Origin of the sequence: Mesorhizobium sp. M0854 (genome assembly GCF_040319815.1) — a bacterium.
Taxonomy (GTDB): Bacteria; Pseudomonadota; Alphaproteobacteria; order Rhizobiales; family Rhizobiaceae; genus Mesorhizobium.
The window spans coordinates 16,688-42,653 of the sequence record NZ_JAMYOL010000014.1 but is presented as its reverse complement, the minus strand read 5'-3'; the positions used below and the strand labels follow the sequence as shown (position 1 = coordinate 42,653).

The window sequence follows — 25,966 nt, the reverse complement described above, 5'->3', positions numbered from 1 at the left end:
GCCAGTCCGATCCTCAAACGAAAATGCGCCGGCTGGCCGACGCATCCATTCGTTGATTGCCCGATAGCGGGCAGAACTTTTTGCCAAGGTGGGGGCTGCCCCGGCGCTTAGCGCATGACCCCCGAAAATCGCAGGCGGAAGGTCATACGCAGAAACAGAAGTCAGGCGGCGCCTTTGACGCTGACGCCCTTTTCGACGAGGAAGGTCTGCAATTCGCCCGCCTGGAACATCTCGCGGATGATGTCGCAGCCGCCGACGAACTCGCCCTTGACGTAGAGCTGCGGGATGGTCGGCCAGTTGGAATAGTCCTTGATGCCTTGCCGCAGTTCGGCCGACGTCAGCACGTCGACGCCCTTATAGTCGGCGCCGATATAGTCGAGGATCTGCACGACCTGGCCGGAAAATCCGCATTGCGGGAAGCCGGGCGTGCCCTTCATGAAGAGAACGACGTCGTTGCCCTTCACTTCATTGTCGATGTAGTCGTTGATGCCGCTCATGGAATACCCTTTCATGCCTGTGGGAGTCAGGCTCGAACATTACCCTTCAAATAAACCCATGGGTTGCGCGAAACAAGATGTTTGCCGCCTTGCCATGCAAATGGCGCAAAGGAACGTCTGATCTTGGGCCAAGAGCGTTGGCCACCATCTTTCCCGAGGCGCGATGAAAAGACGATATCTCGCCGGGTTCCTCCTCGCCGTTCTGTTCGCCGCACTGTCCTTGATCTGGTGGGCCAGGTCGCCGAGACAGCCATCTCTCGTCGTCGGCGGTGAATTACCGGCGCCGTGCCGCGACGCGAGCTTCGAGGCGGTCGCCTATGTCGTCTGCGAAATCGATCTGCGCCACTATGACATCGGTGTGTTCCATGCAGGCCTTGACGGCAAGGCTTTCGGTTCACTGGACAAATTCGACAAGGCGATGGCGGATCATGGCCGGCCGGTGCTGCTCGCCATGAATGCCGGCATGTATCACCAAGACCTGACTCCGGTCGGCCTTCTCGTCGAAGACGGCCGGGAGAAGGCGCCGATCAACGTCGCCGACAGCGAAGGGAATTTCTTCCTGAAACCGAATGGCGTCTTCCTGGTCCGGAAGGACGGCAAGGCGGCGGTCATGGAGACAAGCGCCTATGCTGCGACCAGACTGGACGTGATGTTTGCCACGCAATCCGGCCCGATGCTGGTGATCGACGGCCGGCTTCATCCCCGCTTCGAGCAAAACGGCACATCGCGCTATATCCGCAATGGCATCGGCGTGCGTGACGAAAACACTGTCGTGCTGGCGATCTCGTGCTCTGAGGTCAGCCTCGGCAGCTTCGCGCGACTGTTTCGAGATGCGCTCAATTGTCCCAACGCGCTTTTCTTCGACGGGGTCGTTTCGGCGCTGTCGAACGGCGAGCGGATGATTGTGGGTGGAAGCTATCCGGTCGGGCCGATCATCGCCGTGTCGGCGAAAAGGTGACTTTATTTATGCGCACGTACGCATATGAATGCCGGCGCCAAACTCAGTTCGGCAAAATGCCTGGAGTCGACCATTTCCATCTCGGGCGCGGGAACCGGCTCGACGAAACGATCGAGCGTCCAGCCTGTGTCGGCAAGCCCGTTGAGGATATCGCCGAGCGGCCTGCGATAGGATTCGACATAGGGCTTGGGCTCCCCAAAACCTCCCCAATACATGCCCCAGCGATTCGTTTCAAAATAGGTTTTCGTCCCGCGCGTGCGCGTGTCCTGCCAATCGCGCATTGGATGGCCCATAGAGAACACCAGCCAGCCGCCCGGGCAGGCCACGCGATGAAACTCAGCGAATACCGGCTCCAGTTTTTCGACATAGTCGAGCGCCAGCGAGCAAAGTATTCGGTCGAAACTGCCATCCGCGAGCCAGTCGAGAGCCCTTTCGAGGTTGCCAAGCCGGATATCGACATCGAGCCCAGCGCATCGCTGACGTGCCAGAGCCAGCATTTCCGGCGTAATGTCGAAGGCACTTACCCGCGCACCTGAGCCAGCCAGCTTTTCCGAGCAGATACCGGAGCCGCAACCGGCGTCCAGTATGTTCAGACCCGTCACGTCGCCCAGCAACTCCAGCGAGGCTGGCCGTTCATAAAGGGCGTTGTGCGGCTTGATCGGCGCCAGCGCGTCATAGCGCTCGGCGAAGGAAGCATAGGCACTGACTGCAACCGGATCGCTGTCGCCTTTGGCCATGACTTCCCGCTTGCGTAGAATTAGTCCGGCACGCTGGTCTGCAGGGCAAGCGCGTGCAACACGCCGCCCATATTGCCCTTCAGCGCGTCATAGACCATCTGGTGCTGCTGGACCCGGCTTTTTCCGCGAAAGCTTTCGGCCACAACCTCAGCCGCATAATGGTCGCCGTCGCCGGCCAGGTCGCGAATCGTCACCTTGGCGTCGGGAATGCCTTCCTTGATCAGCCGTTCGATGTCGTGGGCGTCCATTGCCATATGAGGATTCCTTGTTCAGGTCGTGAGCTCATAGATATGGTCGAAATGGCGGATGAACCACAGGGAAAGGGGCCCGCTCGATCACTTCACGGGTCCACGACCTCATTTGCCATGAAGCGGGGGAACCAGGATTCGTGGGCGGCGGTCAATTCGCTGACCGGTATCGCACGCGCCTCGCCCAGCTTCAGGTCGCTGCCGCCGGTCGAGCCGATCCACGGCGCAAAAACGCCGAGCTTGTTTTGCTGTTCGCGAATGGCGTCCCATTGCTCGCTCTGCGGGTCGATCGACAGCGTCAGCAGATAACGGCCCTGGTCCTCGCCGAACCAGACGGGGATTGGATCTGTGCCGATCAGGCCGGGGATGGTCGCACCGATGCCGGAGGCCATCGCCATCTCGGCCAGCGCTACCGCGATGCCGCCATCGGAAACGTCATGCGCCGCGGTAACGACACCGGAGGCGATCAGTGCCCGCACATGATCGCCGACCCGCTTCTCGTGGCCGAGATCGACCGGCGGCGGCGGGCCGTCGGCGCGGCCAAAGATGTCGCGCATATAGACCGACTGGCCAAGATGCGAGCCCCATATCGTCGGCGCGCCGACCAGCACGATCATCTGGTCTTCGGCGGCAAAGCCGATGCGCACCATTTTCGACCAGTCGGCAATCAGACCGACGCCGCCGATGGTCGGTGTCGGCAGGATGCCCTGTCCGTTGGTCTCATTATAGAGGGAGACGTTGCCGGAGACGATCGGAAAGCCAAGCGCCCGGCAGGCATCGCCGATGCCTTTCACAGCACCAACCAGCTGGCCCATGATCTCCGGCCGTTCCGGATTGCCGAAATTGAGGTTGTCGGTGGCCGCGAGCGGCAGAGCGCCGGTGGCGGTAAGATTGCGCCAGCATTCGGCAACCGCCTGCTTGCCGCCCTCGTAAGGGTCGGCCTCGCAATAGCGCGGCGTCACGTCGGAGGAGAAGGCGAGCGCCTTGGTCGGGTGGCCATCGACGCGCACGACACCGGCGTCGCCGCCGGGAAGCTGCAGGGAATTACCCTGGATCAGCGTGTCGTACTGCTCCCAGACCCAGCGGCGCGAGGAAAGGTCCGGTCCGCTCAGCAGCTTGAGCAGTGCGTCGGCCACATCGGCTTGCGGTGCATCGCCGGCCAGCGGCGCCGGCTTCTTCGGCTCGACCCAGGGACGGTCATATTCCGGCGCTTGATCGCCGAGATCCTTGATCGGCAGGTTGGCGACCTCGTCGCCCTGGTGCAGCACGCGAAAGCGCAGATCGTCGGTGGTCTTGCCGACGATGGCAAAGTCGAGGCCCCATTTGTGGAAGATCGCCTCGGCCTGTTTTTCCTTTTCGGGGCGCAGCACCATCAGCATGCGCTCCTGGCTCTCCGAAAGCATCATCTCATAGGCGCTCATGCGCTCTTCACGCACCGGCACCTTGTCGAGATCGAGCTCGATGCCGAGGTCGCCCTTGGCGCCCATCTCGACCGCCGAGCAGGTGAGGCCGGCGGCACCCATGTCCTGGATGGCGATAACGGCGCCGGACGCCATCAGTTCGAGGCAGGCTTCGAGCAGGCATTTTTCGGTGAACGGATCGCCAACCTGCACGGTGGGCCGCTTCTCGTCGATCTTATCGTCGAACTCGGCCGAGGCCATGGTGGCGCCGCCGACACCGTCGCGCCCGGTCTTGGCGCCGAGATAGACCACCGGCAGGCCAACACCCTTGGCTTCCGACAGGAAGATCGCATCAGTCTTGGCAAGCCCCGCCGCAAAGGCATTGACCAGGATGTTGCCATTGTAGCGGGCGTCGAAATTGACCTCGCCGCCGACCGTCGGCACGCCGAAGGAATTGCCATAGCCGCCGACGCCGGAAACGACGCCGGCAACGAGGTGCCTGGTTTTGGGATGGTCCGGCGCGCCGAAGCGCAGCGCGTTCATCGCCGCGATCGGCCGCGCGCCCATGGTGAAGACATCGCGCAGGATGCCGCCGACGCCGGTCGCAGCCCCCTGATAGGGCTCGATATAGGAGGGGTGGTTATGGCTCTCCATCTTGAAGACGACGCAGTCGCCGTCGCCGATGTCGACCACGCCGGCATTCTCGCCCGGGCCCTGGATGACTTGCGGCCCGGTGGTCGGCAGCGTGCGCAGCCACTTCTTCGAGGATTTGTAGGAACAATGCTCGTTCCACATCGCCGAAAAAATACCAAGTTCGGTAAAGCTCGGTTCGCGCCCGACCAGGTCGAGGATGCGCTGGTACTCGTCGGGCTTCAGCCCGTGCGCGGCAATGAGTTCAGGAGTGATCGGCACGTAATTGGAAATGGTCATGATCGGCAATTGTGTCCTTGAGATCGAGTCCCGTCTTATCGCAAGCGTTGCAGCCGATACACCCCGTTGGATGACTAAAACGATGGAAAGCAACAGCTGACCGCAAGTAGCGAAAGATCGCCACTCGACCCGCCGGTTTCAAGCCGGTTCAGGAAAAGCTGTCGTAGCCGGCGCGGCCCTCGTCCAGAAGCCGCCGGATTACCGCGACGCCGTGCCCGACATCGTCCCGCTGCCGCGGTTGCGAGATGCCAAACCGTACGCCGTGAAAGGCCTGTTCGGAACGCCCTGCCTTGAACTCGTCCTCGTCGTCGATGAGCACGCCATGTTCGAGGCAGGCCTGCTTGAAAGTGCCGGAAAGCCATGGGTCCGGCAAAGTGAGCCAGACGAATGGCACGTTATCCAGCGCCTTGAAATCGAAGCCGTCGAGTGTCTCGCGCACGATCGCGATGCGCGCACCGATCTCGGCAATGCTGCGCTTGCGCACCTCAGCGGCCTGACCGGACAGCACCAGCCGGCTGCCCACCTCCGCCAGCAGAAAGGGCAGGCCGCCCGTCATCATCTTGTGGGCAACCCGGATGCGGTGACGATAGGCCGGCGGGCAAGCGAGCCAGCCGCCGCGAACACCCGCCGCAACCGATTTCGACAGGCCGCCGGCAACGATGGTCCGTTCGGGAGCATATTCGGCCATTAAAGGCGTTGGGTCATCGGTCAGTCCGCCATAGAGATCGTCCTCGATCAGGACGACGTTATATTGACGGGCGACATGCGCGATTGCCTCGCGGCGCGATGCCGACAGCGTTGTCAGTGTCGGGTTCTTGGCCGTCGGCATCAAAAACATCATTTTCGGGTGCTTTTGCGCACAGACGCGCTCGAAATCCTGGGGATCGATGCCCTCGTCGTCAGTCGCCACCAGTGCGGTCCGGCGACCGATCAGGCCGGCACTGCGCGAGATCTGCGAATAGGTGAGGTGCTCGAAGACGACATAGTCGCCGGGGGCGGTGAGCCCCGCAATGGTTGCCATCACCGCGGCGTGGGTGCCGAGCGTGGGAACGATTGCATCCGTCGCCGGGCGATAGGAATTGCGCGACAGCCAGCGCCTGCCGGCTTCGAACCAGCGGTCCGGGAAATCACGAGTATAGCTTGAAATCTCATGCGGATGGTCTTGCGCCGTGCGTGTCAACACGTCGGCGACGATGGCACCCTGGCCGACGTCCGGTGCGGCCGTGCTATCGAAGCGCAGCTTGTCGCCGGGCGCATCCATATAGCGCGTGCCTTGTTCGACCAGCCCCAGGAAATCCGGCTTTGCGCTCTCCGACTGTTGAGCGATAACATAGGTTCCGCGGCCGACCTCGCCGCTGACCAATCCCCGCTCGCGCAGCAATTGATAGGCCCTGCCGACCGTGCCGACGGTCGTGCCGATGTCGTATGCCAGATCGCGCTGCGGCGGCAGCTTTGCCCCTGCACCGATCAAGCCGCGGTCGATGTCCGTCTCGATGGAATCGGCAAGCCGCTGATAGAGCGGTCCAGTGCCGGCGGTAAGGTCTGGAAGCCAAGTTGTCATGGTGGCAATTTTCTACATTGCACCGAAATGAGAGTCAATACATATGAAACGGGCAATACAAAAGGGCACAATTGCAATCTTGGCAGAAAGAAAATGGGTACAATAGAGACAATCCGCTACGCCGCAGTTGAATTGCAGGTGCAGGTGGCGCGCCCGCCGGGCAGGCCAACCTATGTCAGTCGGGTGGTGCGTACGCTCAGATCCTTCGCGAGGTGGATTGACGGGTTAATGGATCGCCGGCGCAGCCGGCTGGTCCTGCTCGAGATGACCGACGCCCAGCTCAAGGACATCGGCATTTCGCGCTGCGATGCCCATCGTGAAGGTCTGAGGCCGTTCTGGGACTGATGCGTTCGAGCGCTTTAGCGGATGTCCGCCGCCCTGATCCGCGTGACACCATGGTCCACAAGCACCGCCACAATGCACAGCATCAGAAAGAGCCCGGTGATGGCCAGAGCCGAGACGGCGACGCTGGTCGCGCCGTTCTTGGCGAGATCGAGGAACGGGTAGGGCACTTCACCGGCAATCGGCGCCCGCAGCAGCGCGTAGGCCAGATAGGCGATCGGATAGATCATCCACCAGGAGATGTCGCGCCACCGCGTCGAGCCGTCGGCGCCTGCCACAAGCCACCACAGCACGAACAACACCGGCGTCACATAGTGCAGGAGCACATCGCAGAGCAGGAACAGCCCTTGCGGCTGCCAAAGCTGCGCCAGGACCGTTGCATAAACGATGAGGACCAGCGTTATGGCGACGGCTACGCCCGCCCGCATCCGTGGCGCGGCAAAGGCCGGAAACCAGGCATAACCCGTCGACGACAGCAACGAGGCATGGACGAGCACCGCGCCGATGTTGGTCAGGATGGTGAAGAAGCTGAAATAGAAGACCAGCGAGCCGGCAAAGCCGCGGCCGGCTTCCATTGATGCCGGGACGGTGATGCAGAGTTGCAGGACGAGCCCGGCCAGGCCGACGACCAGACCGGTGATCTGCAGCACGCGACCCATTGGGCTAGGCAGCAGCGCCGCAGCCCGGATTGCCCGCCTGCCAGCGGGCAATGTCCGAGCCGATGCGGGCGCCGAGCGGTTCCGCCATCAATGGGCCGAACACGTCGACGCGGCTCGAATTGCCTTGCGCCTGCACGACCAGCAACGGCTTTCCACCATAATGTTTGGCCGGCACCAGCAGGAAGCGCGGCGTGCCGCTGAACGAATTCAGCTCGTTGGCCATCTGGTACGATTTGAAGGCAGGGTCCTTGCTGGCGATCCAGCATTTGTGGGCAGCTATTGCCACCTGCTCCATGGCAAGCAGTGACGCGCTCTTGCCCGCCGGCGCCGGCGCGCTCTTCGGGCCTGACTGGCAGGAGGCGAGTACAAGACCGGCGGAAGCGGCGAGGGCGAGGCGCGTGGTCGTCGGTCTCATGTTCAAGCGGCGCCCATCTCGAGTTCGGACAGAAAGATCTTCAGACCGTCTGTCATCTCACCCCAGACGCGCGACAGCGCCGGATGCTGCAAGGCGATTTGCTCATAGGCATCGAATTTCGGATAGGCGTCAAGCAAATCGGGGCGGCCGATCGTTGTCCTGAAATTGTTGAAGACGAACCGGGTCGGCGTCAACCACGCATCGGCAAAGGAGATGTCGTCGCCGAGCGCGAACGGGCCATGCGCCATGCGGGCCTCGATTGCCGCAAGCCCGTGATGCAATCGGGCGAACTGTGCCTTGATCTCCGCCTCATTGCGCTGCGGCACGAAATAGAGTTCGAACAGCTTCATGGTCGGGGCGAGCACGTCGAGGTCGGTGATGCGGGCGAACATGCGCACCAACGCCCGGTCTTTCGTATCCTTGGGCAGCAGCGCCGGCTCGGGGAAACGCTCCTCCAGATATTCGGCAATGACTACCGATTCGACGATCGTTTCGCCGGAACCGGTGATCAGCACCGGAATCCTGTTGAGCGGCGAGATGGCACGAAATGCCTCGGGGATGGGAAACCCCGGCGGCGGTACAATGAGCTTGAGCGGCACGTTCTTGATGTAGGCCAACGCCCGCACGATCGACGAATAGGGCGACAACGGCCGCGAATAGAGTTTCATGACCGTCGCTCCAGGAGGAAAATTGAAGGCATCAAGCGGCGATGCCCAGCGCGCTTTCGAACAGCGCCCGGCCGTCGCTGCCGCCATGCGCCGCTTCGATCAGGTTCTCGGGATGCGGCATCAGGCCGAGCACATTGCCGCGGCCGTTGACGATACCGGCAATGTCGTTGATCGAGCCGTTGGGATTGGTGCCTACGGCATAGCGGAACACCACCTGGCCTTCGCCTTCGAGGCGGGCCAGCGTTTCGGCATCGGCAAAATAATTGCCGTCATGGTGCGCCACCGGCGCGCGGATGATCTGGCCCGGCTGATAGCGGCGGGTGAACATCGTGTTGGCGTTGGCGATCTGCAGCTTCACCTGACGGCAGACGAATTTCAGCGAGGTATTGCGCATCAATGCGCCCGGCAGCAGGCCGGCCTCGACCAGGATCTGGAAGCCGTTGCAGACGCCGATGACCGTGACGCCCTTGGCCGCCTTTTCGGCCACAGCCCGCATTACTGGCATGCGCGCGGCAATGGCGCCGCAGCGCAGATAATCGCCAAAGGAAAAGCCGCCGGGAATGGCGATCAGGTCGACATCGGGAATGTCGGTGTCGGTCTGCCAGACGGTGACCGGCGGCGTGCCGGAAATCTTGGTCAGCGCCGCGATCATGTCGCGGTCGCGATTGAGGCCGGGGAGCAGGACGACGGCTGATTTCATGGCGTGTCCAATTGAATCAAGAGGCATATCCAAGTTTGGCGTATCGGCGGCGTATTCACGGGTCAAGCGGCAGTTAAGGCTTTTGGGCTATTTAACGAGGGCAAACCGGGCGAACGCATTTGAAGAGCGGCTGGGAACTGAAATTCGAAGACCGACACTGGGCCGCCGGGGTCTCCGGTGCGATTGTCCTGCTTGTTTCCGCATTTATCTATGCGTTCTTTTCTCAAGCTGACGCAACCTTTGCGACGGCGTTTTCGAAAGCGCTTTCTCTGAAAGTCGATCTCGGGCGGTGCTCCTCGTCTTTTGCCAATCTGATCATGGCGCAGATTTCCTATGCATTGACGATCTGCCTGGTGCTTCTGGGCCTCATGGCGTGCCTTGCCGTGGTTTGTGTTCGAGACGCTGCGAACAGGGCCGGATATCTCAAGCTTCTGCTTGGGACATCTGCGTTCATTCTCATCTTGCTGGCAATGGCGATGAACGACGACGGGTTTTGGCTAAGTTCAACAGGCCGCAGATTTTTCGGGCGGCGATTGAGCATAGCTGACGCATGCCTACAGAGTCACAATACTAATTTTATTCGCATTTACGTGATGAGCATCTGGCTTGGTTTTGGGTCTTGGATGCTTATTATGATGGATATTCTGTGCTTTCGAGCGATAGCTCTCCGTCGAAACCATAACGATTTGCCAACTGACTCGGGGCTGCATGCCGAAATACTGGACATTCATGCTAAATACGGCGGTGTGAGGCGGCCAACCCAGGCTCGACGATGGAAGTTATCGGCAGTGGTAGTGGCGGGCCTCTTTTTGGCCGCAGGAATTCACGGGCTGTACAAACTGGCTCTCGTTTTAGGCGCGCTCTAAGCGGCGTTCGCTATGCCCAAGGCGATCGTCCTGCCGCGCCAGCACACCGTAAATGTTCTTCACATCGCCCTCGGTGGCGATGAGATGACCACGGATCGAACCCAACTCGGACTTTACTTCGCCAAGTGTCAAATCCATCCTGTCCAGCCGCGACTGAATGGATTTGAGGACTTCAAAAATCAGGCTTCCATCGATCTCGGTCATCTACCCTCCGGGACAACCTCAGGTAATGGCCACACTATAATTCTCAATCACCGTATTCGCCAGAAGCTTGTCGCACATGGCTTTCAGATCCGCCTCGGCCTTGGCCTTATCGCCCTCGGCAAGCTCGATATCAAAAACCTTGCCTTGCCGCACCTGGCCGACGCCGCCGAAACCCATTCCGGACAGCGCATGCTCGATTGCCTTGCCTTGTGGGTCGAGCACGCCGTTCTTGAGGGTTACGGTAATGCGGGCCTTGATCACGCTGGACATGCTCCTGTTCACCTGTTGAGCTGGCAAGCCATCAATGTGGCTTGCCTTTGACGCCGTCGGTCGATGCGACGAGCACCGGTCCGGCCGGGCGCGGCGGCTCGTTCTCGTTCATGATGCCGAGGCGGCGGGCAACTTCCTGATAGGCTTCGACCAGCCCACCCATGTCACGGCGGAAACGATCCTTGTCGAGCTTATCCTGTGTCGCCACGTCCCACAGCCGGCAGGAATCCGGCGAGATCTCATCGGCAACGACGATGCGCATCATATCGCCTTCGAATAGGCGGCCGCATTCGATTTTGAAATCGACGAGCTGGATGCCGACGCCCATGAACAGGCCGGAAAGGAAGTCGTTGACGCGAATGGCCAGTGCCATGACATCGTCGATCTCCTGTGGGCTCGCCCAGCCGAAGGCGGTGATGTGCTCTTCCGAGACCATCGGATCGTCGAGCGCATCGGCCTTGTAATAGAATTCGATGATCGAGCGCGGCAGCACGGTGCCTTCCTCGATGCCCAGGCGCTTGGCCAGCGAGCCGGCGGCGACGTTGCGCACCACCACTTCGAGCGGGATGATCTCGACTTCCTTGATCAACTGCTCGCGCATGTTGAGCCGGCGGATGAAGTGGGTCGGAATGCCCATCCGGTTGAGATGGTTGAAGATGTGCTCGGAAATGCGGTTGTTGAGCACGCCTTTGCCATCGACGATTTCATGCTTCTTCTTGTTGAAAGCGGTAGCGTCGTCCTTGAAGAACTGGATCAGCGTGCCAGGCTCCGGTCCCTCATAAAGGATCTTGGCCTTGCCTTCATAAATGCGGCGGCGATTTTTCATCTGATTTTTCTCTGGATTTGCGGGCAGGCGGCAAGCGACCAGTTCCTGTCCGTCTGCCTAAAATAAGACGGCGACGGTGGGGTTCAATGCCGGTGTCTATCCCAATCGCACTGTTTGCTCAATCGCCAAATCCTTTCAATCAACCGCTTTCGGGCACCGAAATGCCGCAGCGCAGCAAGCAATGTAGCATATTGACCGGCCGGCGCCCTTTTGGTTTGTGCTCCGGCAACACATATTGGCACAACGAATCGGATTTCACGGAGGGATGCCATGAGCAGCATGAAAGACCGCGAAGAGGGCTTTGAGCGCAAATTCGCATTCGACGAGGAACTTCGGTTCAAGGCTGCGGCACGCCGCAACAGAGCGCTCGGCCTGTGGGCTGCCGAAAAGCTCGGCAAGTCCGGCGCCGATGCCGACGCTTATGCCAGGGAAGTGGTCGTCAGCGACATCGAGGAAGCCGGCGATCACGACGTTTTCCGCAAGATACGCAAGGATTTCGATGCGGCCGGCATCGACCAGTCGGACCATCAGATCCGCCGCACCATGGATGAATTGATGGCGCAGGCGATCGAGCAGATCAAGAACACCTGATTTTTCAGCCGGTACCGATCGAATGCTGGACCAATCGACCGCCCGGCCTAACCGCGCGGTTTTTCTTTGCCTTTGCGGTCATTTCCGGCTGAATTGCTGCAAGCAAAGAGGAAATCGCCAATGTCCCTGAAGTCACGCCTTGCGGTCGACGAGACGCTGTTCACCGCATGGTCCGGCGTGCCGGATGCCTTGACGGTCGAGATACTGGCCAGGCAAGGGTTCGACGCGGTTACGCTCGACATGCAGCATGGGGGCCATCACGAGGACAGCGTGCTGCGCGGGCTTGTGCCGGTGCTGGCCGCCAACAAGCCGGCTTTGGTGCGCATCCCGGTCGGCCGCTTCGACATGGCCAGCCGCGCGCTCGACTTCGGCGCCGAGGCTGTGATTGCGCCGATGGTGAATTCAGTGGCGGACGCAAAGCTGTTTGCCGCCGCCATGAAATACCCGCCGCTCGGCGAGCGCTCCTGGGGTCCCACCTATGCTTTTCCGCGCCATGGCAAGGGCGATTATGCCGACTGGCTGCGCGACAGCAACCAGCGCACCATGGCGTTCGCCATGGTCGAAACGCGCGCCGCGCTTGATGCACTCGACGGCATTCTCGACACGCCGGGTATCGACGGGATCTTCCTCGGCCCGTCGGATTTCTCGATCGCCTGGTCGAAGGGGACCACCGTCAGTTCGACGCTGGAGAGCATGATGGAGACCGTCGCCTCGATCGCCGAGCGCACCCGCAAGGCCGGCAAGCATGCGGCGATCTATGTGATGGAACCGGCCGTTGCCGGTCGCGTGGTGTCGATGGGCTACCGGCTGCTGGCGTTGGGTTCCGAGCATTCGCTGATTTCGCTTGGGGCAAAGACCCTGCTGAGCAGCGTCAGGGATTCGATCGCTTCCTAGAGCAATTCCAGGAAAAGTGTGAAACGGTTTTCCGTCCGGAATTGCGTCAAAACAAAGAGATAGAGTGGTTCGCCGTTTCCGTGAAACGATGAACCGCTCTAGAGATCCGTCAGGAATTTCGCGAACGTCATCGAACCTTCGGGCCATGGGCCGAAGCCGGAATCCGCGTTGAGATGACCGGCATCGCCGGCGTCGATGAACAGCGAGCCCCACGCCGCGGCAATGTCCTCGGCGACGCCGAAGGCGCAGAACGGGTCGTTGCGGCTTGCGATCACCACCGACGGAAATGGCAGCGGGTCACGCGGGTAGGGGCCGAAGGTCATCAGGTGCCTCGGCTTTATCTCAGGGTTGGCGACATCGGGCGGCGCCACGAAGAAAGCGCCGGCGACCGGTCGCTCGAACCGAGGCAATGCCTGGATGACCGCGGCGACGCCAAGCGAGTGAGCGACAATGACGACCGGCCGCTCGGCCTCGTTAACCGCCTTGGCGACACCGGCCGTCCAATCCTCGCGCACCGGCTTCGACCATTCCGTCTGTTCGACGCGGCGCGCTGTCGATAGTTTCGACTGCCAGCGGCTCTGCCAATGATCGGGGCCGGAATTGGTGTAGCCCGGCACGATGAGAATATCTGCTTCCCTGACTTTCATGGCGCGCATGTAGCGAGAGGCGCTGTCGGGTGCAACCGGGTATGAACTCAACAGCGACACGCAAACGGCCTCTCATCAGCCCGGTTCTGCTCGCTATTGTGAACACCATGTTCGCTTCTTGCGCTCTTGTGTGAACGATCGCGATCGACGATCTGTCGCTGAGAAAGAATGGCTGTTCCGAGATTTTGGCACGGACACGGCGTAGAATGATTGATGGCGCCGGGTTCCTTCGTTGGAAGCTTGTCGAGCGCCGGCTGAACGGAGCACTTTGATGAGCGAACTGCCTTTTGCCGCGACGACCCCGGTCAGCGTTGCCCGTGTCGGCTTGCGGGCGCGCGATGCAGAAAATCTCGCTGCCTACTATCGCAAAGTCGTCGGTTTGCAGGAACTGACCCGCTCCGGCGGCACGATTACGCTCGGCGCAGTCAATCGCCCTTTGCTCGACATCGAAGCGGATCCGGCTGCGAAACCCGATGACCCGCGCAGCGCCGGTCTTTTCCACACCGCCTTCCTGCTACCCAGCCGGGCCGATCTCGGCCGCTGGATCAATCACGCCATCGCCGGTAAGATCGGCATCGAGGGCGCATCCGACCATCTGGTCAGCGAGGCTCTTTATCTGACCGATCCGGAAGGCAACGGCATCGAGATCTATGCCGACCGCCGCCCCCAGGATTGGAAATGGAATGGCGACAAGATCGCGATGGCGACGGAGCGGCTGAACATTCCGTCGGTCATTGCCGAAGTGCCGGCCGGTGACGCCGGCTGGCAGGGCGCGCCGGAAAACAGCATTATCGGCCACGTCCATTTGCGGGTCGGCAGGCCGGAAGAAGCCGAAGCATGGTGGCATCAGGAGTTCGGTTTCGACACAGTGGCAAAGTACGGTGGCGCGGCGGTGTTCCTGTCGTCCGGCGGCTATCATCATCACATTGGCGCAAATGCGTGGCAGAGCGCGGGCGCCGGTCGCCGCGATCCCGCCCGCTCCGGCTTGGCCTGGGTCGAGATGCGTTCGGACAATGCCGCAAGCGAGACCACCCGCGAGGATCCGTGGGGCACGGTGATAAGGACGGTTCCCGGTAAGGCGTAGGCTAGAGGTTCGCCTTCTCAAGCAGGCGTCCAAGCATCAGCAGGCCCGCTGGCCATAAGCCGAGGCGGGCCTCGTTTCCCATATGGCCAAGATCGCCGGCATCGGCGATGTCCGCGCCCCAGGCTGCGGCAAAAGCGGTCGCCTTGTCGAAGGTGACGCGTGGGTCGCTGCGGCTCGCCACCACCAATGTCGGGAAGGGCAGGCGCTTCAGCGGCATCGGCGCGAACGGGCGCACCGCGTCGAATGAGGGATCGGTATCCTCGACATTGGTCGCGGCAACCAGGAATGCCGCCGCGACCTTGTCGAGTTGGCTTTGACTGGCGCCGGCAGCCCACTTCACTGCCGTCGCCACCGCCAGCGAATGCGCAAGCAGCACGACGCGGCGCGGTGTGGCGGCCACCGCGGCATCCACCTGGCCGATCCAGTCTTCAGGCTTTGGCCGGTCCCACTCGGACTGCAGCACGCGGCTCGAATTGGGGAACACCCGGCACCAATGCGACATCCAATGATCCGGCCCGGAATTGCCGCGCCCGGGCAGGGCGAGGAAATCGAAATCTCCGGCCGACGAAATCATCAGGCTTCTCCGAACACTCGGCTAAAGATCGTATCGACATGCTTGGTATGATAGCCCAAGTCGAATTTCTCGCGGATCTCGGCCTCGGGCAAGGCTGCGACAACGTCCTTGTCGGCCAAAAGTTCCTCAAGAAAATCAGCGCCTTGCTCCCACACCTTCATGGCGTTGCGCTGCACCAGCCGGTAGGCGTCCTCGCGCGAAACACCGGCTTGCGTCAGCGCCAGCAGCACGCGCTGCGAATGCACAAGGCCACGGAATTTGTTCATGTTATTCAGCATGTTGTCGGGGTAGACGAGCAGTTTGTCGACAACGCTGGTTAGCCGCGAGAGCGCGAAATCGAGCGTCACCGTCGCGTCGGGCCCGATCATGCGCTCGACCGAGGAATGCGAGATGTCGCGCTCGTGCCAGAGCGCCACATTCTCCATTGCCGGCAATGCGAAGGAGCGCACCATGCGGGCAAGGCCGGTGAGGTTCTCGGTCAGCACCGGGTTGCGCTTGTGCGGCATCGCCGACGAGCCCTTCTGGCCGGGTGAAAAGTACTCTTCTGCTTCGAGTACCTCGGTGCGCTGCAGATGGCGCACCTCGATCGCCAGCCGCTCGATCGACGAGGCGATGACGCCGAGCGTGGCGAAGAACATCGCATGGCGGTCGCGCGGAATCACCTGCGTCGACACCGGCTCGGGCTTCAGTCCGAGTTTCTTGGCCACATATTCTTCGACATAGGGGTCGATATTGGCGAAGGTGCCGACCGCACCCGAGATGGCGCAGGTGGCGATGTCCTCGCGTGCGTGCACCAGCCGCTCGCGGCAACGCGAGAATTCGGCATAGGCCTGCGCCAGCTTGACGCCGAAGGTGGTCGGCTCGGCATGGATGCCGTGGCTGCGGCCGATGGTGATGGTGTCCTTGTGCTCGAAGGCGCGGCGCTTGAGCGCCGCAAGCAGCCCGTCAATGTCGGCCAGCAGGATGTCGCTGGCGCGGGTGAGCTGCACGGCAAAACAGGTGTCGAGAACGTCGGAGGATGTCATGCCCTGGTGGATGAAGCGGGCATCCGGCCCGACGAATTCAGCAAGATGGGTGAGAAAGGCGATGACGTCATGCTTGGTGACGCGCTCGATCTCGTCGATGGCGTCGACGTCGAACTTCGCCGCTCCGCCTTTCTCCCAGATGGTCTTGGCGGCCTCCTTCGGGATGACGCCGAGCTCGGCCAATGCGTCGCAGGCGTAGGCCTCGATCTCGAACCAGATACGGAACCGGGTTTCGGGTGACCAGATGGCCACCATTTCCGGCCGGGAGTAGCGAGGGATCATCAGTCGGTCCTGACTTGTGAGAGCATTTGCCCGCGTCCTAACAGAGGCAGGCAAAATGCTCAACGTTGCTGGCGCGCAAACCAGACACTGGCGACAGCGAGTGCAACGAAACCGAGCGGAAAATACAGCCGGATGCCGAGGACGACGAACTGGTAAAGCGCCGTCAACATCGTGAACACGAACTGGAAAACCCAGGTGATGGTGAGCGCGGGTGCATGCCATTGGACATAGTAGGAGCGGTATTGCAGCCCAAAGAGGCCGCCGGTGAAGGTAATTGTCGCGGCGAGAAGGCAGACGAAGGCGGCGGCGAGGGCGATTTCCCAGTGGCGTCCGAGCGAGACGAGCCGCGCCAGAAACAGCCCAACCGGGAAGGCCAGCGCGCCGCCGGCAGCATAAAGCAGCGAGACGAAGCGGACCTTCGCCGGGGTCTCCCAATCGTACAACAGCAGATTGAGCAGCGCGCTGGCGCCCATCGCCATGGCCCACAACAAGGCACCGGCAAATGCCGTGCGCAGCGGCGGCAAGGAGCGGCGGAGACGATGCAGGGCGCGATAGCGCATGGCGGGGAACTTCACAGGCGACCGGTTACCGCGATCCAGCGATAGTCCGGCCCTTCGAAGCCGTATTGGCGCACCGCGATCAGCACGGCATAGGCGCTGAGGCTATCCAGCGAAAATGTCTGAACCGCGCCGATCTGGTAGCCATTCGGACAGCCTCTGCTTTGCGGGATCGATTTGTCCTCGTGAATGATCCTCGTCTGGCCGCCATCCTTCGCCTCGATGCGCAGCAGGCGAAAGCCGTTGATCTCGCCCTGGCTCTGGCAGCGTTCGGTGTCATTCATGCCGATCTGGTCGAGCCGGAACTCGAGCGGATCGTCGACCGGCGAGAAGATCGGGCGCGGATTGACCACCATGCGGAAGGGATCGGCAGAAAGCTCGGTCACCGGGTTGAAGCCGGCGGTGATGCCGCGATTTGCCGTGAGTTCCGCCTGACTGACGATCGCTTCGCCCCTTTGCCGGGCCTGCAGCCGCGCTGCGGCCACCGTGGCATTCTCGTCGTCGAGCCGGACACGTATCGGCGAGCCCTTCAGGAAACTGTCGTCGGCCGTGTCGATATAATAGCGTGTCGCATAGGGAAATCCCGATCCGTCCTGGACGCCGTATTCCTCGAAGGCAAAGACCCCGCCGTCACTGCTGAAGCCGAGGATCTCAAGCTCGGCGACATCGCCTGCGAAGGCGGCGGCCAAAGTCGCAAGCGGGGCAAGCAGGCAGACTGCAAACAGGGCAAGATTTCGCATGGGGCTTTCCATTCCGGCGGTCGACGCCCTCAAATTCCTATCACGATGCCGTCAAAAGATCGTGCTGACTGAAACACAAAGTCGATGCATCCAATCCGGCCGTCGTTTGTTTATTGTCGGCAACTTCACCGCATCGTGCCTTCCGAAAATCTGGATCGATTTTCGGAAGGCACGGTGCATTGATTCAAAATGTTTAGAGCGTCCTTTGCGCGTTCAAAGGGACGCGCGGCGCTCTAAGGGAGACCCCCAATGACTGATGCAGCCAAGATTCGCGAACGTATGGAAGTGATCGGCGCCGACGGCGTCCATGTCGGTACCGTCGACAAGGTTGACGGAGATCGCATAAAGCTGACCAAGCGCGACAGCGGCGAGGGCGCTCACAGGGGCCATCACCACTTCATTCCTCTCAGCCTTGTCGCCGAGGTCGAGGGCCAGAAGGTGCGGCTGTCGGCAAACTCGGATGTTGCGGTCACGTTCGAGGAAGAAAAATCCGAACCCACCTGATCATAATCCAGTCTGATTACGGCTCACCCGAATGAGCGTTGCGCGTTCAGCGCGACGACCAGACCGGGAACAGATCGCCCTCGGCCGGCGTCGCGGCAAAGACGCCGCGGCTGATGGCGCGTGCCATCGTGGCGCCGGCCGCGGCGTAGAGATCGACGGCATCGTTGGGTGCGAGCTCAATGCCGCTCTTGCCCGTTGCCAGCGCGAAGACCAGATCGCCGTCTGCGGGCGTGTGTGTCGGCCAAATGGCACGGACAAAGCCGTCATGCGCCGATATCGCCAGACGTTTGGCGGCGGCCTTCGTGAGTACCGCATCGGTGGCGATCACGGCGATGGTCGTGTTGGCGCCGGTTTCCGCCTGTTCTGCCGCATGCTTGTCACGGAACTTCAGCAGGACCTTTCTGGCATCGTCAGGCATCGGGTGGGGATAGCCTAACCCGCCGAACTCGTCGCCGATCTCGAACGGCGCCGCCCAGAAATGGCGGGTCCCTGCGACCGTCACCGAGCCGGTCGGGTTGACGGCGGCGAGCGCGCCGATGGTGACGCCGCTGTCCAGCACTGTCGAGGCCGAGCCGAGCCCGCCCTTCAGGCCGGAGCTCAAAGCCCCGCTACCTGCGCCGGCAGTGCCGAGCGCAAAGTCCATCGCGGCGGCCTGCGCGGCTTCGTAGCCAAGGTCACGGTAAGGCGGATACCGGCCCCAATCCTTGTCGCCGCCATTGCGCAGGTCGAACAGGATCGCCGCCGGCACGATCGGCACGCGAAAGCCGCCGACCTCGACGCCGATGCCCCTTTCACGCAATGCTGCCTGCACCCCCGACGCGGCGTCGAGGCCAAAAGCAGACCCGCCCGAAAGCACCACGGCATGGATGGCGTGGATCGAATTGTGCGGCTCGAGCAGGTCGGTTTCGCGGGTGCCCGGCGCACCGCCCAGGATTTGCACGCCGGCCACGGCCGGTTCGTCGCAGATGACGGTGGTCACACCGGATTTCAGCTTGGCATTCGCCGCATTGCCGACACGCAGGCCGGCGACGTCGGTGATGAGATTGCGCGGACCCGTATGGAACATCCCTGTGCTGGACATCATTGGCTCTCCGCCGGCACGAAACGGCCGCCGTCGAAACGGAAGGCTCGATAAGGATTTTGCGTCAGGTCACCTTTTTCGTCAAAGCGGATCGGTCCGATCGCCGTGGTGAAATCATGCGCGGTCAGCACGTTGGCCAGCCTCTCGCCGGAGCTTTGCGTCAATGCTGAAGCCGACTTGGCGATCTCGACCGCGGCATAGGCGGGCAGCGTGTAACCTTCCGGCACGATGTTTTGTCCGGCAAAGCTCTGCAGCACCTTGGGGTCGGCGACATCGGCCCATTCGGGCGGCGCGATCATCAGCGTGCCGACGGCATAAGGCATGTCGCCGAGCGGCGCGCGCAACGCTTCGCCGCCGGCAAACACCATGCCGGTATTTAGCTGGCCAGCATCCCGGCCCATAATGGCGACATCATCGCCGTCGCCGCCGGCAAAGACATGCGTTGCGCCGGCTTTCCTAAGTCGGCCGATCAGGCCAATCTGGTTATCGAGCTGCGGCCGGAACGTGTCGACGAAAACCGGCTTCAGCGCCGCTTGCTCGGCGGCTGCCCGAAACGTCTCGGCCATTTCGCGGCCATAGATCGTGCCGTCGTCGACTATGGCGAACAGCTCGGTCTGCCATAGGCGGGTGAGGATGGCAGCGACGGCATTGCGCTCGTCGTCGCCGCGCGGCCCGAGACGATAGATCGGCCATCCGGTCTTGGCGCGCCGGTCGGTCAGGCTTTCCGTGCGAACGCCGACTGTGATCACCGGTATGCCGGCATCCTTGAGGATCGGCAGAGCCGCCTCGATTGCGTCGGTGCACAAAAACCCGACGACGACGTTGACCTTGGCCGCGGTGAATTCCCGCGCGGCGGCGGCGCCACCGTCGGCCGTGCAGGCGTCATCGATCGTCCTGATCTCGGTACCGTCAGCTTCAGCCGCCATTGTCGCGCCGGCCTCGATCTGTTTGCCGAGGATCGCCGACGGCCCCGACAAAGGAGCCGCGACGCCGACCAGCAGCGTCTCGGCGCTCGCACTACCGGCGACCGAGAGCCAGGCCAGCACCGCTATTGTGGTTGTCGAACGTCGCATGGGAGCGAAGAATTCCTCCGCGCCGATCGCGTGTTCTGCCGGCGCCAATGCCGTCAAGACCTAAAGGCTGGCCAGCTTTGGCGCAACACGCGAATTCGGGATATAGGTCAAGCACTTCGCTTGTGGCCTGCAATATCCCCCCATATATAACGGTTGGTTCTGACTAGTGGAAAATCATCGGTGCTGAAGAAGAATGACATCGGGCCGCAGGCCTACCGCGACGCGATGGCCCATTTTGCTGGCCATGTGCATGTAGTCACCACCGATGGCCCTGCCGGCAGGCGCGGCGCGACGGTGATCGCGGCCTGCTCGGTGTCGGACACGCCGCCAACCATCTTGGTTTGCCTCAATCGTGAAAATCCCAACAACGAGCCGTTCGTGGAAAACGGCAAATTTGCCCTGAACACGCTGGCTTCGGATCAGGAGCCGCTGTCGATCGGCTTTTCCGGCATTACCGGCCTGCCGGTCGAGGAGCGTTTCGCATTGGCCGAATGGGATGTGATCTCGACCGGTGCGCCGACGCTGAAGGGTGCGCTCGCCGTCTTCGACTGCGAACTGATCGACTCCAAGGATCTGGCCACCCACCGTGTGCTTTTTGGCAAGGTTACAGGTTTGCGCATCGGCGATAATTTGCGGCCGCTGATCTATCACAACCGCGGTTACCACGCTTTGTAGAGGCTTTCAGATGGCCGCGTCCGCGAAGACAGGATGACCGAGTTGAAAACCGCGTCCGGCGCCGCGGACGATCGATCTGTTGACCGGTGCGGACTATGTGGCGGACCGGTCGCTGGCAACCGTGCTGTTTTTTATGCGTTCGGTCGACGCGCGCCCGTGGATCGAGGCTGGCGTGAAGCGCGTCGCATCACCACATGTCTGCCAGGGAGAAAATCATGGAACGCAGTATCTATCTCGATGAGGCCCGCGACCCGCTGATCATCGCGGAGGGCTGGATGAAGGACGGCAAGGATGTCGCCATTGCCACCGTGGTCGAGACCTGGGGCTCGGCGCCGCGCCCGGTCGGTAGCCACCTGGTCATCGACGCCGAAGGCAATTTCCACGGCTCCGTCTCGGGCGGCTGCGTCGAAGGCGCCGTGGTCGCCGAGGCGGTCGATGTTATCGATAGCGGCAAGGCCAAAATGCTCGAATTCGGCGTCGCAGACGAGACCGCCTGGCAAGTCGGCCTGTCATGCGGCGGCCGCATCAAGGTCTATGTAGAAAGATTGGGTTGATCTCGAATGGATCCCTATGCGCTGAAGACACTCAACGCCGAACGCCGCGCCCGCCGCGCGGCAATCCTGGTCACCGATCTCGGCGACGGCCGCGACCGTGTCGTGCGCGAGGGCGACCGGGTAGCCGGCGAACTCGGGGCGGCCATCGCCAAGGCATTTCGCACGGGCAATTCCGGTTTGGTCGAAGCTGAGGGACGGACCTTCTTCCTCAACGCACATCTGCCGCAGCCGCGCCTGGTGGTGATCGGCGCCGTCCACATCAGCCAGGCGCTGGCACCGATGGCCAGGATCGCCGGCTATCCTGTCGAGATCATCGATCCGCGCACGGCCTTTGCCACGCCCGATCGTTTTCCCGATATCGCGCTGCATGCCGAATGGCCAGAGGATGTGCTGACGCCTCAGCCGCTCGATAGCTATACGGCGCTGGCTGCTCTCACCCACGATCCGAAGATCGACGATTTCGCGCTGAAGGCGGCGCTCGACGCCGGCTGCTTTTATGTCGGCGCGCTCGGCAGCCGCAAGACCCACGCCAAACGTGTGGAACGCCTGCTGGCTTCGGGAGCGACCGCCGACCAGATCGCCCGCATTCATGCCCCGATCGGCCTCGACATTGGGGCTGCCAGCCCGGCCGAGATCGCCGTCGCGGTGTTGGCGCAAGCGATCCACGCCTTTCGCTCCCGCGGCCTCGAATCCAAAGGCGCGGTCGCGTGAAATTTGGTCCCGTTGCGATCGATACGGCCGAAGGGGCAGTGCTTGCGCACGCCACCACGGTCGGAGAGCGCCGCTTCCGCAAGGCGCACAGGCTAAGCGCCAGGGATGTGTCCCTTTTGAAGGCCGCTGGCATTTCCGAGGTCGTAGCGGCGGTGTTGGCGCCCGATGATCTCAGCGAGGACGTCGCCGCCGAAAAGATCGCCGCATCCATGATCCATCGCAACATCGAGGCGAAGCCCGCCGCGACAGGCAGGGTCAACCTCCACGCGCAGGCTGCCGGCATGTTCACCGTCGACGTGGCGATGATCAACGCCATCAACGCCGTCGATCCGACGATCACCATCGCCACGCTCGCGCAGCATGCGCCGGTCGAAAAAGGTCAGATGGTAGCAACGGTGAAGATCATCCCATTCGCGGTCGCCTCCGCTTTGGTCGATGCCGTGGCAAGGATCTGCGCCGGCGGCGAGGTATTTGCGGTCAACGCCTATCAGCCGGTGCGCGTCGGCGTCATCCAGACGGTGCTGCCCGGCATCAAACCCAGCGTGCTCGACAAGACGCTGCGCGTCACCGAAGCGCGCCTGGCGCGTTCGGGCAGCAGGCTGACGGCGGAGCGTCGAACCCCGCATGAAATTATCCCCGTCGCCGAGGCTGCGGCCTCGCTGATCCGCGACAACGATATGGTGGTTATCTTCGGCGCCTCGGCGATGGCCGATTTCGGCGACGTCGTTCCCGCTGCCATCGAAAAGGCAGGCGGCACTGTCATCCGCGCCGGTATGCCGGTCGATCCCGGCAATCTGCTGGTGCTCGGCACACTCGGCGGCAAGCGCATCATCGGTGCGCCGGGCTGCGCCCGCAGTCCCAAGGAGAATGGCTTCGACTGGGTGCTCGACCGGCTGATCGCCGGTCTCGACGTGACCGCCAGGGATATTGCCGGCATGGGTGTCGGCGGGCTGTTGATGGAAATTCCGACGCGGCCGCAACCCCGCGAGCCGTTGCCGGCCAAAGCCGAACCAAAGATCGAGATCGTGCTTCTGGCCGCCGGCCGCTCCAGCCGCATGGGCGGGCCGAACAAGCTCTTGGCACTGTTCGATGGCAAGCCCCTGGTCCGCCGCACCGCCGAACGCGCGGTCGGTTCGAAAGCCGCGGCCACCATCGTCGTCACCGGCCACCAGAGCGAGCGCGTGCGCAGTGCACTGTCTGGCCTCGATATGACCTTCGCCGACAATCCGGATTTTGCCGAGGGTCTGTCTTCGTCGCTGAAGGCCGGCATCGCCAAGATTTCCGGCGACGCCGCCGGCGCCATGATTGTCCTCGGCGATATGCCCGGCGTCGCCTCGGCCGACCTCGACAGGCTGATCGAGGCGTTCTGCAGGTCCGAAGGCCGATCGGTGGTGCGGGCCTCGCACGATGGGCGGCGCGGAAATCCCGTGCTGCTGCCGCGTTCGCTGTTTGCCGCGATCGCTCACCTCGAAGGCGATACCGGTGCCCGCCATCTGGTCGAGGCCGAAGGGCTCGATGTCATCGATGTCGAGATCGGCGAAGGGGCAGCCGTCGATGTCGACACGCGCGAGGCGCTGGAAGGCGCCGGCGGCGTGCTGCAGGATTGACAAACCGAAGCCGAAAAACGCATGGCTGAGGGATGGCCTTTCGTTCCTGCTTCCGGTTCCGCTTGCCTTCCTCCGGCCTCCCGGCCCTGCTGATGGCGATTCTTTTGTCGCTCTCTTGTGCCGCCTACGCCAACGCTCTCGAACTCAAACCCTTCAAGGACGATCTGTTCGCCTACCCGGGCACGCTCTCGTCCGAGAGCAACGGCGCCTATACGGTTGTCGATTATCGTGAGCTGCGCGACATCAACGCTCGTGACGAAGTGCCTGAGCGTCGTGTACACGCGCAATACTCCGACACCGGCGTGCGTAAGGTGCAGCACGATCTCTTGCTGCCGACCGATGCAGGCGATGTCCGCCATATTGCCGTCGGCAAGACCGGGGGCGCCAGCATCATCGTGCTTTATCTGCACGGGCAGGGCGGCAGCCGCAAGCAGGGCATTGACGACTTCACCTTCGGCGGCAATTTCAACCGCATCAAGAACCTGATGGCCGGCAATGGCGGCCTCTATCTGTCGCCGGATTTTTCCGATTTCGGCGACACCGGTGCGACCCAGATCGCCGCGCTGATCAACCACTATGCCGAACAATCGCCGAGCGCAAAAATCTTCGTCGCCTGCGGCTCGATGGGCGGCTCAATATGCTGGAAGCTGGCCGCCCGCCATGACACCGGCGGGCGCATCGACGGGCTGCTGCTGCTCGGCTCGCTATGGGACGAGAGTTTCTTCTCAAGCCCCGCCTTCAAGCGTCGTGTGCCGGTCTTCTTCGGCCAGGGCAGCAAGGACCCGGTGTTTCCAATCGAGAAACAGGAAGCCTTCTTCCGATCGATTCTGGCCAAATCGAAAGCCTATCCGACCCGCTTCGTCCGCTTCGAGACTGGCACGCACGGCACGCCGATCCGCATGACCGACTGGCGCGGCACGCTCAACTGGATGTTATCGAAGGCTCCCTAAGGCGCGGTATTGTAGTCGACGACCGTCTGCGGATTTTCCTTGCCGTCATAAGACGCGTCGACATCGTACTGGACCAGGGAAAAATCGCCGTTGCGAAACAGATAGGTCCCTGATGAAGAGGCATCGCCGATGCCACGCCATTTGTTGAAGCTGGTGATCGTCTTGGTCTCTTCGTCGTAATCGGAATTAGTTGCCCAGCCGGAGGTCTGGAAGCCAACTATGGTCATGCCCAGCAATTTGCCGTCGCTGTCATTGTTCTCGTAGCGGATGTCCATCTCAGGTTCGGCGAACTGCAATTGTCTCACGCCAAGCACGTCGTCGCTCATGTAATAGATCGAGTTTTCGTTGTAGGCCGCGGCCGAGCAGGCGAAATGGAAAAGCCGCGTTTCGCTTTCGGGATCACTGGCAGACGCATCCTTGCCCTTATAGTGGATCGAGAAAATGTCCGGCTCCTGCGCCAAAAGATCCTTGTCACACTGGTCGCCATAAGTCGCGGCAAACGCCTTTTTGGCTTGCTCAAGCGCTACGTCCTTCTTCGGCGGCGGCCGTCCTTCGCCGCAGCTTGCCGGCACGGCATCCTCGAAATCGGCCTTTGAGGGTTTCAGCGCACCCTTATCGATGAAGATCGAGCGAAATGGCGGTTCCTGGATCGAGGCGTTGATCTGGCGCAGCGTATAGCAGCCGGCAAAGACATTTTCGCTGCCGTCCTTGGCCGTCGCCCGGATGGCGACCGGAACGCTATAGTAGATGCTGCCGGCAGCCCCGTCTTCGGATACGCCACCGGTTTTGACTTCGACCGTGTCCGTGCTGTCATAGCCTTTGACGAAGGAATTGAAATCCTTGGCCGGCTTGGTGTCGCCGAAATAATCCCAGGCGCGCGCGAATTCGTGCCGGCTGATGGCACTATAAAGTGACCGGATGACCGCTTCGGCATCCGACCTGTCGTCGATATAAGGCGCGTCTGCGGCGAGCGCCGATTGGCCGGCAATGGCAAGAGACACAAAAGCGGTCGCTGCAAAAAGGGCGCGTCTCATCGGGAACCTCCACTCGATGAAAAATCCTATCATATCGATTGCGGCGACGTGGTGACGCTTGAACAATCGCCTGCGAAGGCGCTACCTCTCGCCCTCGGCAGT

At 61.9% G+C, this 25,966-nt stretch carries 32 protein-coding genes and 1 pseudogene; 13 read left to right on the top strand and 20 right to left on the bottom strand.

Annotated features, from left to right (window positions below; all coding sequences use genetic code 11):
• Positions 1-161 precede the first annotated feature (161 nt).
• Positions 162-497: a Grx4 family monothiol glutaredoxin gene (grxD, locus tag NKH99_RS21080; RefSeq protein ID WP_023674712.1), complete on the bottom strand. Its 336-nt coding sequence runs from the start codon at positions 495-497 to the stop codon at positions 162-164.
• Positions 498-660: 163 nt separating this feature from the next.
• Between grxD and NKH99_RS21075 the strand changes: the two genes are divergently transcribed.
• The gene (locus NKH99_RS21075) at positions 661-1,455 is read left to right on the top strand and encodes a phosphodiester glycosidase family protein (RefSeq protein ID WP_353015335.1); all 795 of its coding nucleotides are present in this window, start codon (positions 661-663) and stop codon (positions 1,453-1,455) included.
• A 2-nt stretch (positions 1,456-1,457) separates the two neighbouring features.
• Here NKH99_RS21075 and NKH99_RS21070 read toward each other — a convergent pair whose 3' ends face one another.
• The 4 genes from NKH99_RS21070 to NKH99_RS21055 form a co-directional block, all read right to left on the bottom strand.
• Complete coding sequence (locus tag NKH99_RS21070) at positions 1,458-2,192, bottom strand: class I SAM-dependent methyltransferase (protein WP_352541435.1); 735 nt, start codon at positions 2,190-2,192, stop codon at positions 1,458-1,460.
• Between the two features lie 20 nt (positions 2,193-2,212).
• Entirely contained in the window at positions 2,213-2,446 is a 234-nt protein-coding gene (locus NKH99_RS21065; RefSeq protein ID WP_023674714.1) for a BolA/IbaG family iron-sulfur metabolism protein, read from the bottom strand.
• A gap of 86 nt (positions 2,447-2,532) precedes the next feature.
• On the bottom strand, positions 2,533-4,770 hold the full coding sequence (gene purL / locus NKH99_RS21060; RefSeq protein ID WP_353015332.1) for a phosphoribosylformylglycinamidine synthase subunit PurL: 2,238 nt from the start codon (positions 4,768-4,770) through the stop codon (positions 2,533-2,535).
• A gap of 148 nt (positions 4,771-4,918) precedes the next feature.
• Positions 4,919-6,331 (bottom strand): aminotransferase-like domain-containing protein, encoded by a 1,413-nt coding sequence (locus tag NKH99_RS21055; protein WP_353015329.1) that lies wholly within the window; start codon positions 6,329-6,331, stop codon positions 4,919-4,921.
• A 93-nt stretch (positions 6,332-6,424) separates the two neighbouring features.
• Here NKH99_RS21055 and NKH99_RS21050 point away from each other — a divergent pair, with 93 nt between their 5' ends.
• Positions 6,425-6,676 (top strand): DUF1127 domain-containing protein, encoded by a 252-nt coding sequence (locus NKH99_RS21050; RefSeq protein WP_353015326.1) that lies wholly within the window; start codon positions 6,425-6,427, stop codon positions 6,674-6,676.
• A gap of 14 nt (positions 6,677-6,690) precedes the next feature.
• On the opposite strand, the gene NKH99_RS21045 is transcribed toward NKH99_RS21050, so the two are convergent.
• The 4 genes from NKH99_RS21045 to purQ are packed head-to-tail and all read right to left on the bottom strand — an operon-like array spanning position 6,691 to position 9,115.
• Positions 6,691-7,332: a Pr6Pr family membrane protein gene (locus NKH99_RS21045; RefSeq protein WP_352745675.1), complete on the bottom strand. Its 642-nt coding sequence runs from the start codon at positions 7,330-7,332 to the stop codon at positions 6,691-6,693.
• A gap of 4 nt (positions 7,333-7,336) precedes the next feature.
• Positions 7,337-7,747 (bottom strand): hypothetical protein, encoded by a 411-nt coding sequence (locus NKH99_RS21040; protein ID WP_352745672.1) that lies wholly within the window; start codon positions 7,745-7,747, stop codon positions 7,337-7,339.
• 2 nt (positions 7,748-7,749) lie between these two features.
• Positions 7,750-8,415, bottom strand: a complete 666-nt coding sequence (locus NKH99_RS21035; protein ID WP_352918653.1) for a glutathione S-transferase family protein — start codon at positions 8,413-8,415, stop codon at positions 7,750-7,752.
• A 31-nt stretch (positions 8,416-8,446) separates the two neighbouring features.
• Entirely contained in the window at positions 8,447-9,115 is a 669-nt protein-coding gene (gene purQ / locus NKH99_RS21030; RefSeq protein ID WP_352836305.1) for a phosphoribosylformylglycinamidine synthase subunit PurQ, read from the bottom strand.
• A 119-nt stretch (positions 9,116-9,234) separates the two neighbouring features.
• Between purQ and NKH99_RS21025 the strand changes: the two genes are divergently transcribed.
• Positions 9,235-9,981, top strand: coding sequence for a hypothetical protein (locus tag NKH99_RS21025; RefSeq protein ID WP_352766805.1), 747 nt, complete (start codon positions 9,235-9,237; stop codon positions 9,979-9,981).
• Here NKH99_RS21025 and NKH99_RS21020 read toward each other — a convergent pair.
• From NKH99_RS21020 to purC, 3 genes are read right to left on the bottom strand one after another with little or no spacing between them, the layout of a single operon-like run.
• On the bottom strand, positions 9,967-10,185 hold the full coding sequence (locus tag NKH99_RS21020; RefSeq protein ID WP_352766803.1) for a hypothetical protein: 219 nt from the start codon (positions 10,183-10,185) through the stop codon (positions 9,967-9,969). The two genes, NKH99_RS21025 and NKH99_RS21020, sit on opposite strands and share 15 nt — an antisense overlap.
• Before the next feature lie 18 nt (positions 10,186-10,203).
• The gene (gene purS / locus NKH99_RS21015) at positions 10,204-10,446 is read right to left on the bottom strand and encodes a phosphoribosylformylglycinamidine synthase subunit PurS (RefSeq protein ID WP_352766801.1); all 243 of its coding nucleotides are present in this window, start codon (positions 10,444-10,446) and stop codon (positions 10,204-10,206) included.
• Between the two features lie 40 nt (positions 10,447-10,486).
• Positions 10,487-11,281, bottom strand: coding sequence for a phosphoribosylaminoimidazolesuccinocarboxamide synthase (gene purC / locus NKH99_RS21010; protein ID WP_023674725.1), 795 nt, complete (start codon positions 11,279-11,281; stop codon positions 10,487-10,489).
• 270 nt (positions 11,282-11,551) lie between these two features.
• Between purC and NKH99_RS21005 the strand changes: the two genes are divergently transcribed.
• The gene (locus NKH99_RS21005; protein ID WP_023674726.1) at positions 11,552-11,872 is read left to right on the top strand and encodes a DUF1476 domain-containing protein; all 321 of its coding nucleotides are present in this window, start codon (positions 11,552-11,554) and stop codon (positions 11,870-11,872) included.
• Between the two features lie 120 nt (positions 11,873-11,992).
• Positions 11,993-12,766 carry an HpcH/HpaI aldolase family protein gene (locus NKH99_RS21000; RefSeq protein ID WP_352681914.1) on the top strand — a complete coding sequence of 258 codons (774 nt, stop codon included), beginning with the start codon at positions 11,993-11,995 and terminating at the stop codon, positions 12,764-12,766.
• Positions 12,767-12,864: 98 nt separating this feature from the next.
• Here NKH99_RS21000 and NKH99_RS20995 read toward each other — a convergent pair whose 3' ends face one another.
• Positions 12,865-13,413 carry an RBBP9/YdeN family alpha/beta hydrolase gene (locus NKH99_RS20995; RefSeq protein ID WP_352474656.1) on the bottom strand — a complete coding sequence of 183 codons (549 nt, stop codon included), beginning with the start codon at positions 13,411-13,413 and terminating at the stop codon, positions 12,865-12,867.
• Positions 13,414-13,684: 271 nt separating this feature from the next.
• Between NKH99_RS20995 and NKH99_RS20990 the strand changes: the two genes are divergently transcribed.
• A complete protein-coding gene (locus NKH99_RS20990; protein ID WP_352541428.1) occupies positions 13,685-14,497 on the top strand; it encodes a VOC family protein in 813 nt (270 codons plus the stop codon).
• A gap of 1 nt (position 14,498) precedes the next feature.
• Here the strand turns inward: NKH99_RS20990 and NKH99_RS20985 are convergent, their stop codons facing one another.
• The 4 genes from NKH99_RS20985 to NKH99_RS20970 are packed head-to-tail and all read right to left on the bottom strand — an operon-like array spanning position 14,499 to position 17,675.
• Positions 14,499-15,071, bottom strand: coding sequence for an RBBP9/YdeN family alpha/beta hydrolase (locus NKH99_RS20985; RefSeq protein ID WP_353015320.1), 573 nt, complete (start codon positions 15,069-15,071; stop codon positions 14,499-14,501).
• Positions 15,071-16,378: an adenylosuccinate lyase gene (purB, locus tag NKH99_RS20980; protein WP_353015317.1), complete on the bottom strand. Its 1,308-nt coding sequence runs from the start codon at positions 16,376-16,378 to the stop codon at positions 15,071-15,073. Before purB ends, NKH99_RS20985 begins: the two co-directional genes overlap by 1 nt.
• A 59-nt stretch (positions 16,379-16,437) precedes the next feature.
• Positions 16,438-16,938 carry a hypothetical protein gene (locus NKH99_RS20975; RefSeq protein ID WP_352818127.1) on the bottom strand — a complete coding sequence of 167 codons (501 nt, stop codon included), beginning with the start codon at positions 16,936-16,938 and terminating at the stop codon, positions 16,438-16,440.
• Between the two features lie 11 nt (positions 16,939-16,949).
• Positions 16,950-17,675 carry a DUF2259 domain-containing protein gene (locus NKH99_RS20970; protein WP_352501595.1) on the bottom strand — a complete coding sequence of 242 codons (726 nt, stop codon included), beginning with the start codon at positions 17,673-17,675 and terminating at the stop codon, positions 16,950-16,952.
• Positions 17,676-17,924: 249 nt separating this feature from the next.
• On the opposite strand from NKH99_RS20970, the gene NKH99_RS20965 reads away from it, so the two are divergent.
• Positions 17,925-18,179, top strand: coding sequence for a DUF2171 domain-containing protein (locus tag NKH99_RS20965; RefSeq protein ID WP_023674734.1), 255 nt, complete (start codon positions 17,925-17,927; stop codon positions 18,177-18,179).
• A 46-nt stretch (positions 18,180-18,225) separates the two neighbouring features.
• On the opposite strand, the gene NKH99_RS20960 is transcribed toward NKH99_RS20965, so the two are convergent.
• The gene (locus NKH99_RS20960) at positions 18,226-19,245 is read right to left on the bottom strand and encodes a P1 family peptidase (protein WP_353015407.1); all 1,020 of its coding nucleotides are present in this window, start codon (positions 19,243-19,245) and stop codon (positions 18,226-18,228) included.
• Between the two features lie 14 nt (positions 19,246-19,259).
• Complete coding sequence (locus NKH99_RS20955; RefSeq protein WP_353015314.1) at positions 19,260-20,333, bottom strand: branched-chain amino acid ABC transporter substrate-binding protein; 1,074 nt, start codon at positions 20,331-20,333, stop codon at positions 19,260-19,262.
• Positions 20,334-20,513: 180 nt separating this feature from the next.
• Between NKH99_RS20955 and NKH99_RS20950 the strand changes: the two genes are divergently transcribed.
• The 6 genes and pseudogenes from NKH99_RS20950 to NKH99_RS20930 all read left to right on the top strand — a co-directional run bounded on the left by NKH99_RS20950 (position 20,514) and on the right by NKH99_RS20930 (position 24,830).
• Positions 20,514-21,008 carry a flavin reductase gene (locus NKH99_RS20950; RefSeq protein WP_353015311.1) on the top strand — a complete coding sequence of 165 codons (495 nt, stop codon included), beginning with the start codon at positions 20,514-20,516 and terminating at the stop codon, positions 21,006-21,008.
• A gap of 33 nt (positions 21,009-21,041) precedes the next feature.
• Positions 21,042-21,138 (top strand): annotated as a pseudogene (locus tag NKH99_RS32760) (AAA family ATPase); the annotation flags it as partial.
• Between the two features lie 85 nt (positions 21,139-21,223).
• On the top strand, positions 21,224-21,562 hold the full coding sequence (locus NKH99_RS20945; RefSeq protein ID WP_352474017.1) for an XdhC family protein: 339 nt from the start codon (positions 21,224-21,226) through the stop codon (positions 21,560-21,562).
• Positions 21,563-21,568: 6 nt separating this feature from the next.
• Positions 21,569-22,273, top strand: a complete 705-nt coding sequence (locus NKH99_RS20940; protein ID WP_352614091.1) for an XdhC family protein — start codon at positions 21,569-21,571, stop codon at positions 22,271-22,273.
• Positions 22,270-23,880 (top strand): NTP transferase domain-containing protein, encoded by a 1,611-nt coding sequence (locus NKH99_RS20935; protein WP_353015304.1) that lies wholly within the window; start codon positions 22,270-22,272, stop codon positions 23,878-23,880. The genes NKH99_RS20940 and NKH99_RS20935 overlap by 4 nt, the downstream gene beginning before the upstream one ends.
• 92 nt (positions 23,881-23,972) lie before the next feature.
• Positions 23,973-24,830 (top strand): alpha/beta hydrolase, encoded by an 858-nt coding sequence (locus tag NKH99_RS20930; protein WP_352501599.1) that lies wholly within the window; start codon positions 23,973-23,975, stop codon positions 24,828-24,830.
• Here NKH99_RS20930 and NKH99_RS20925 read toward each other — a convergent pair.
• The gene (locus NKH99_RS20925; RefSeq protein WP_353015301.1) at positions 24,827-25,864 is read right to left on the bottom strand and encodes a DUF1176 domain-containing protein; all 1,038 of its coding nucleotides are present in this window, start codon (positions 25,862-25,864) and stop codon (positions 24,827-24,829) included. The genes NKH99_RS20930 and NKH99_RS20925 overlap by 4 nt on opposite strands.
• Positions 25,865-25,966 lie beyond the last annotated feature (102 nt).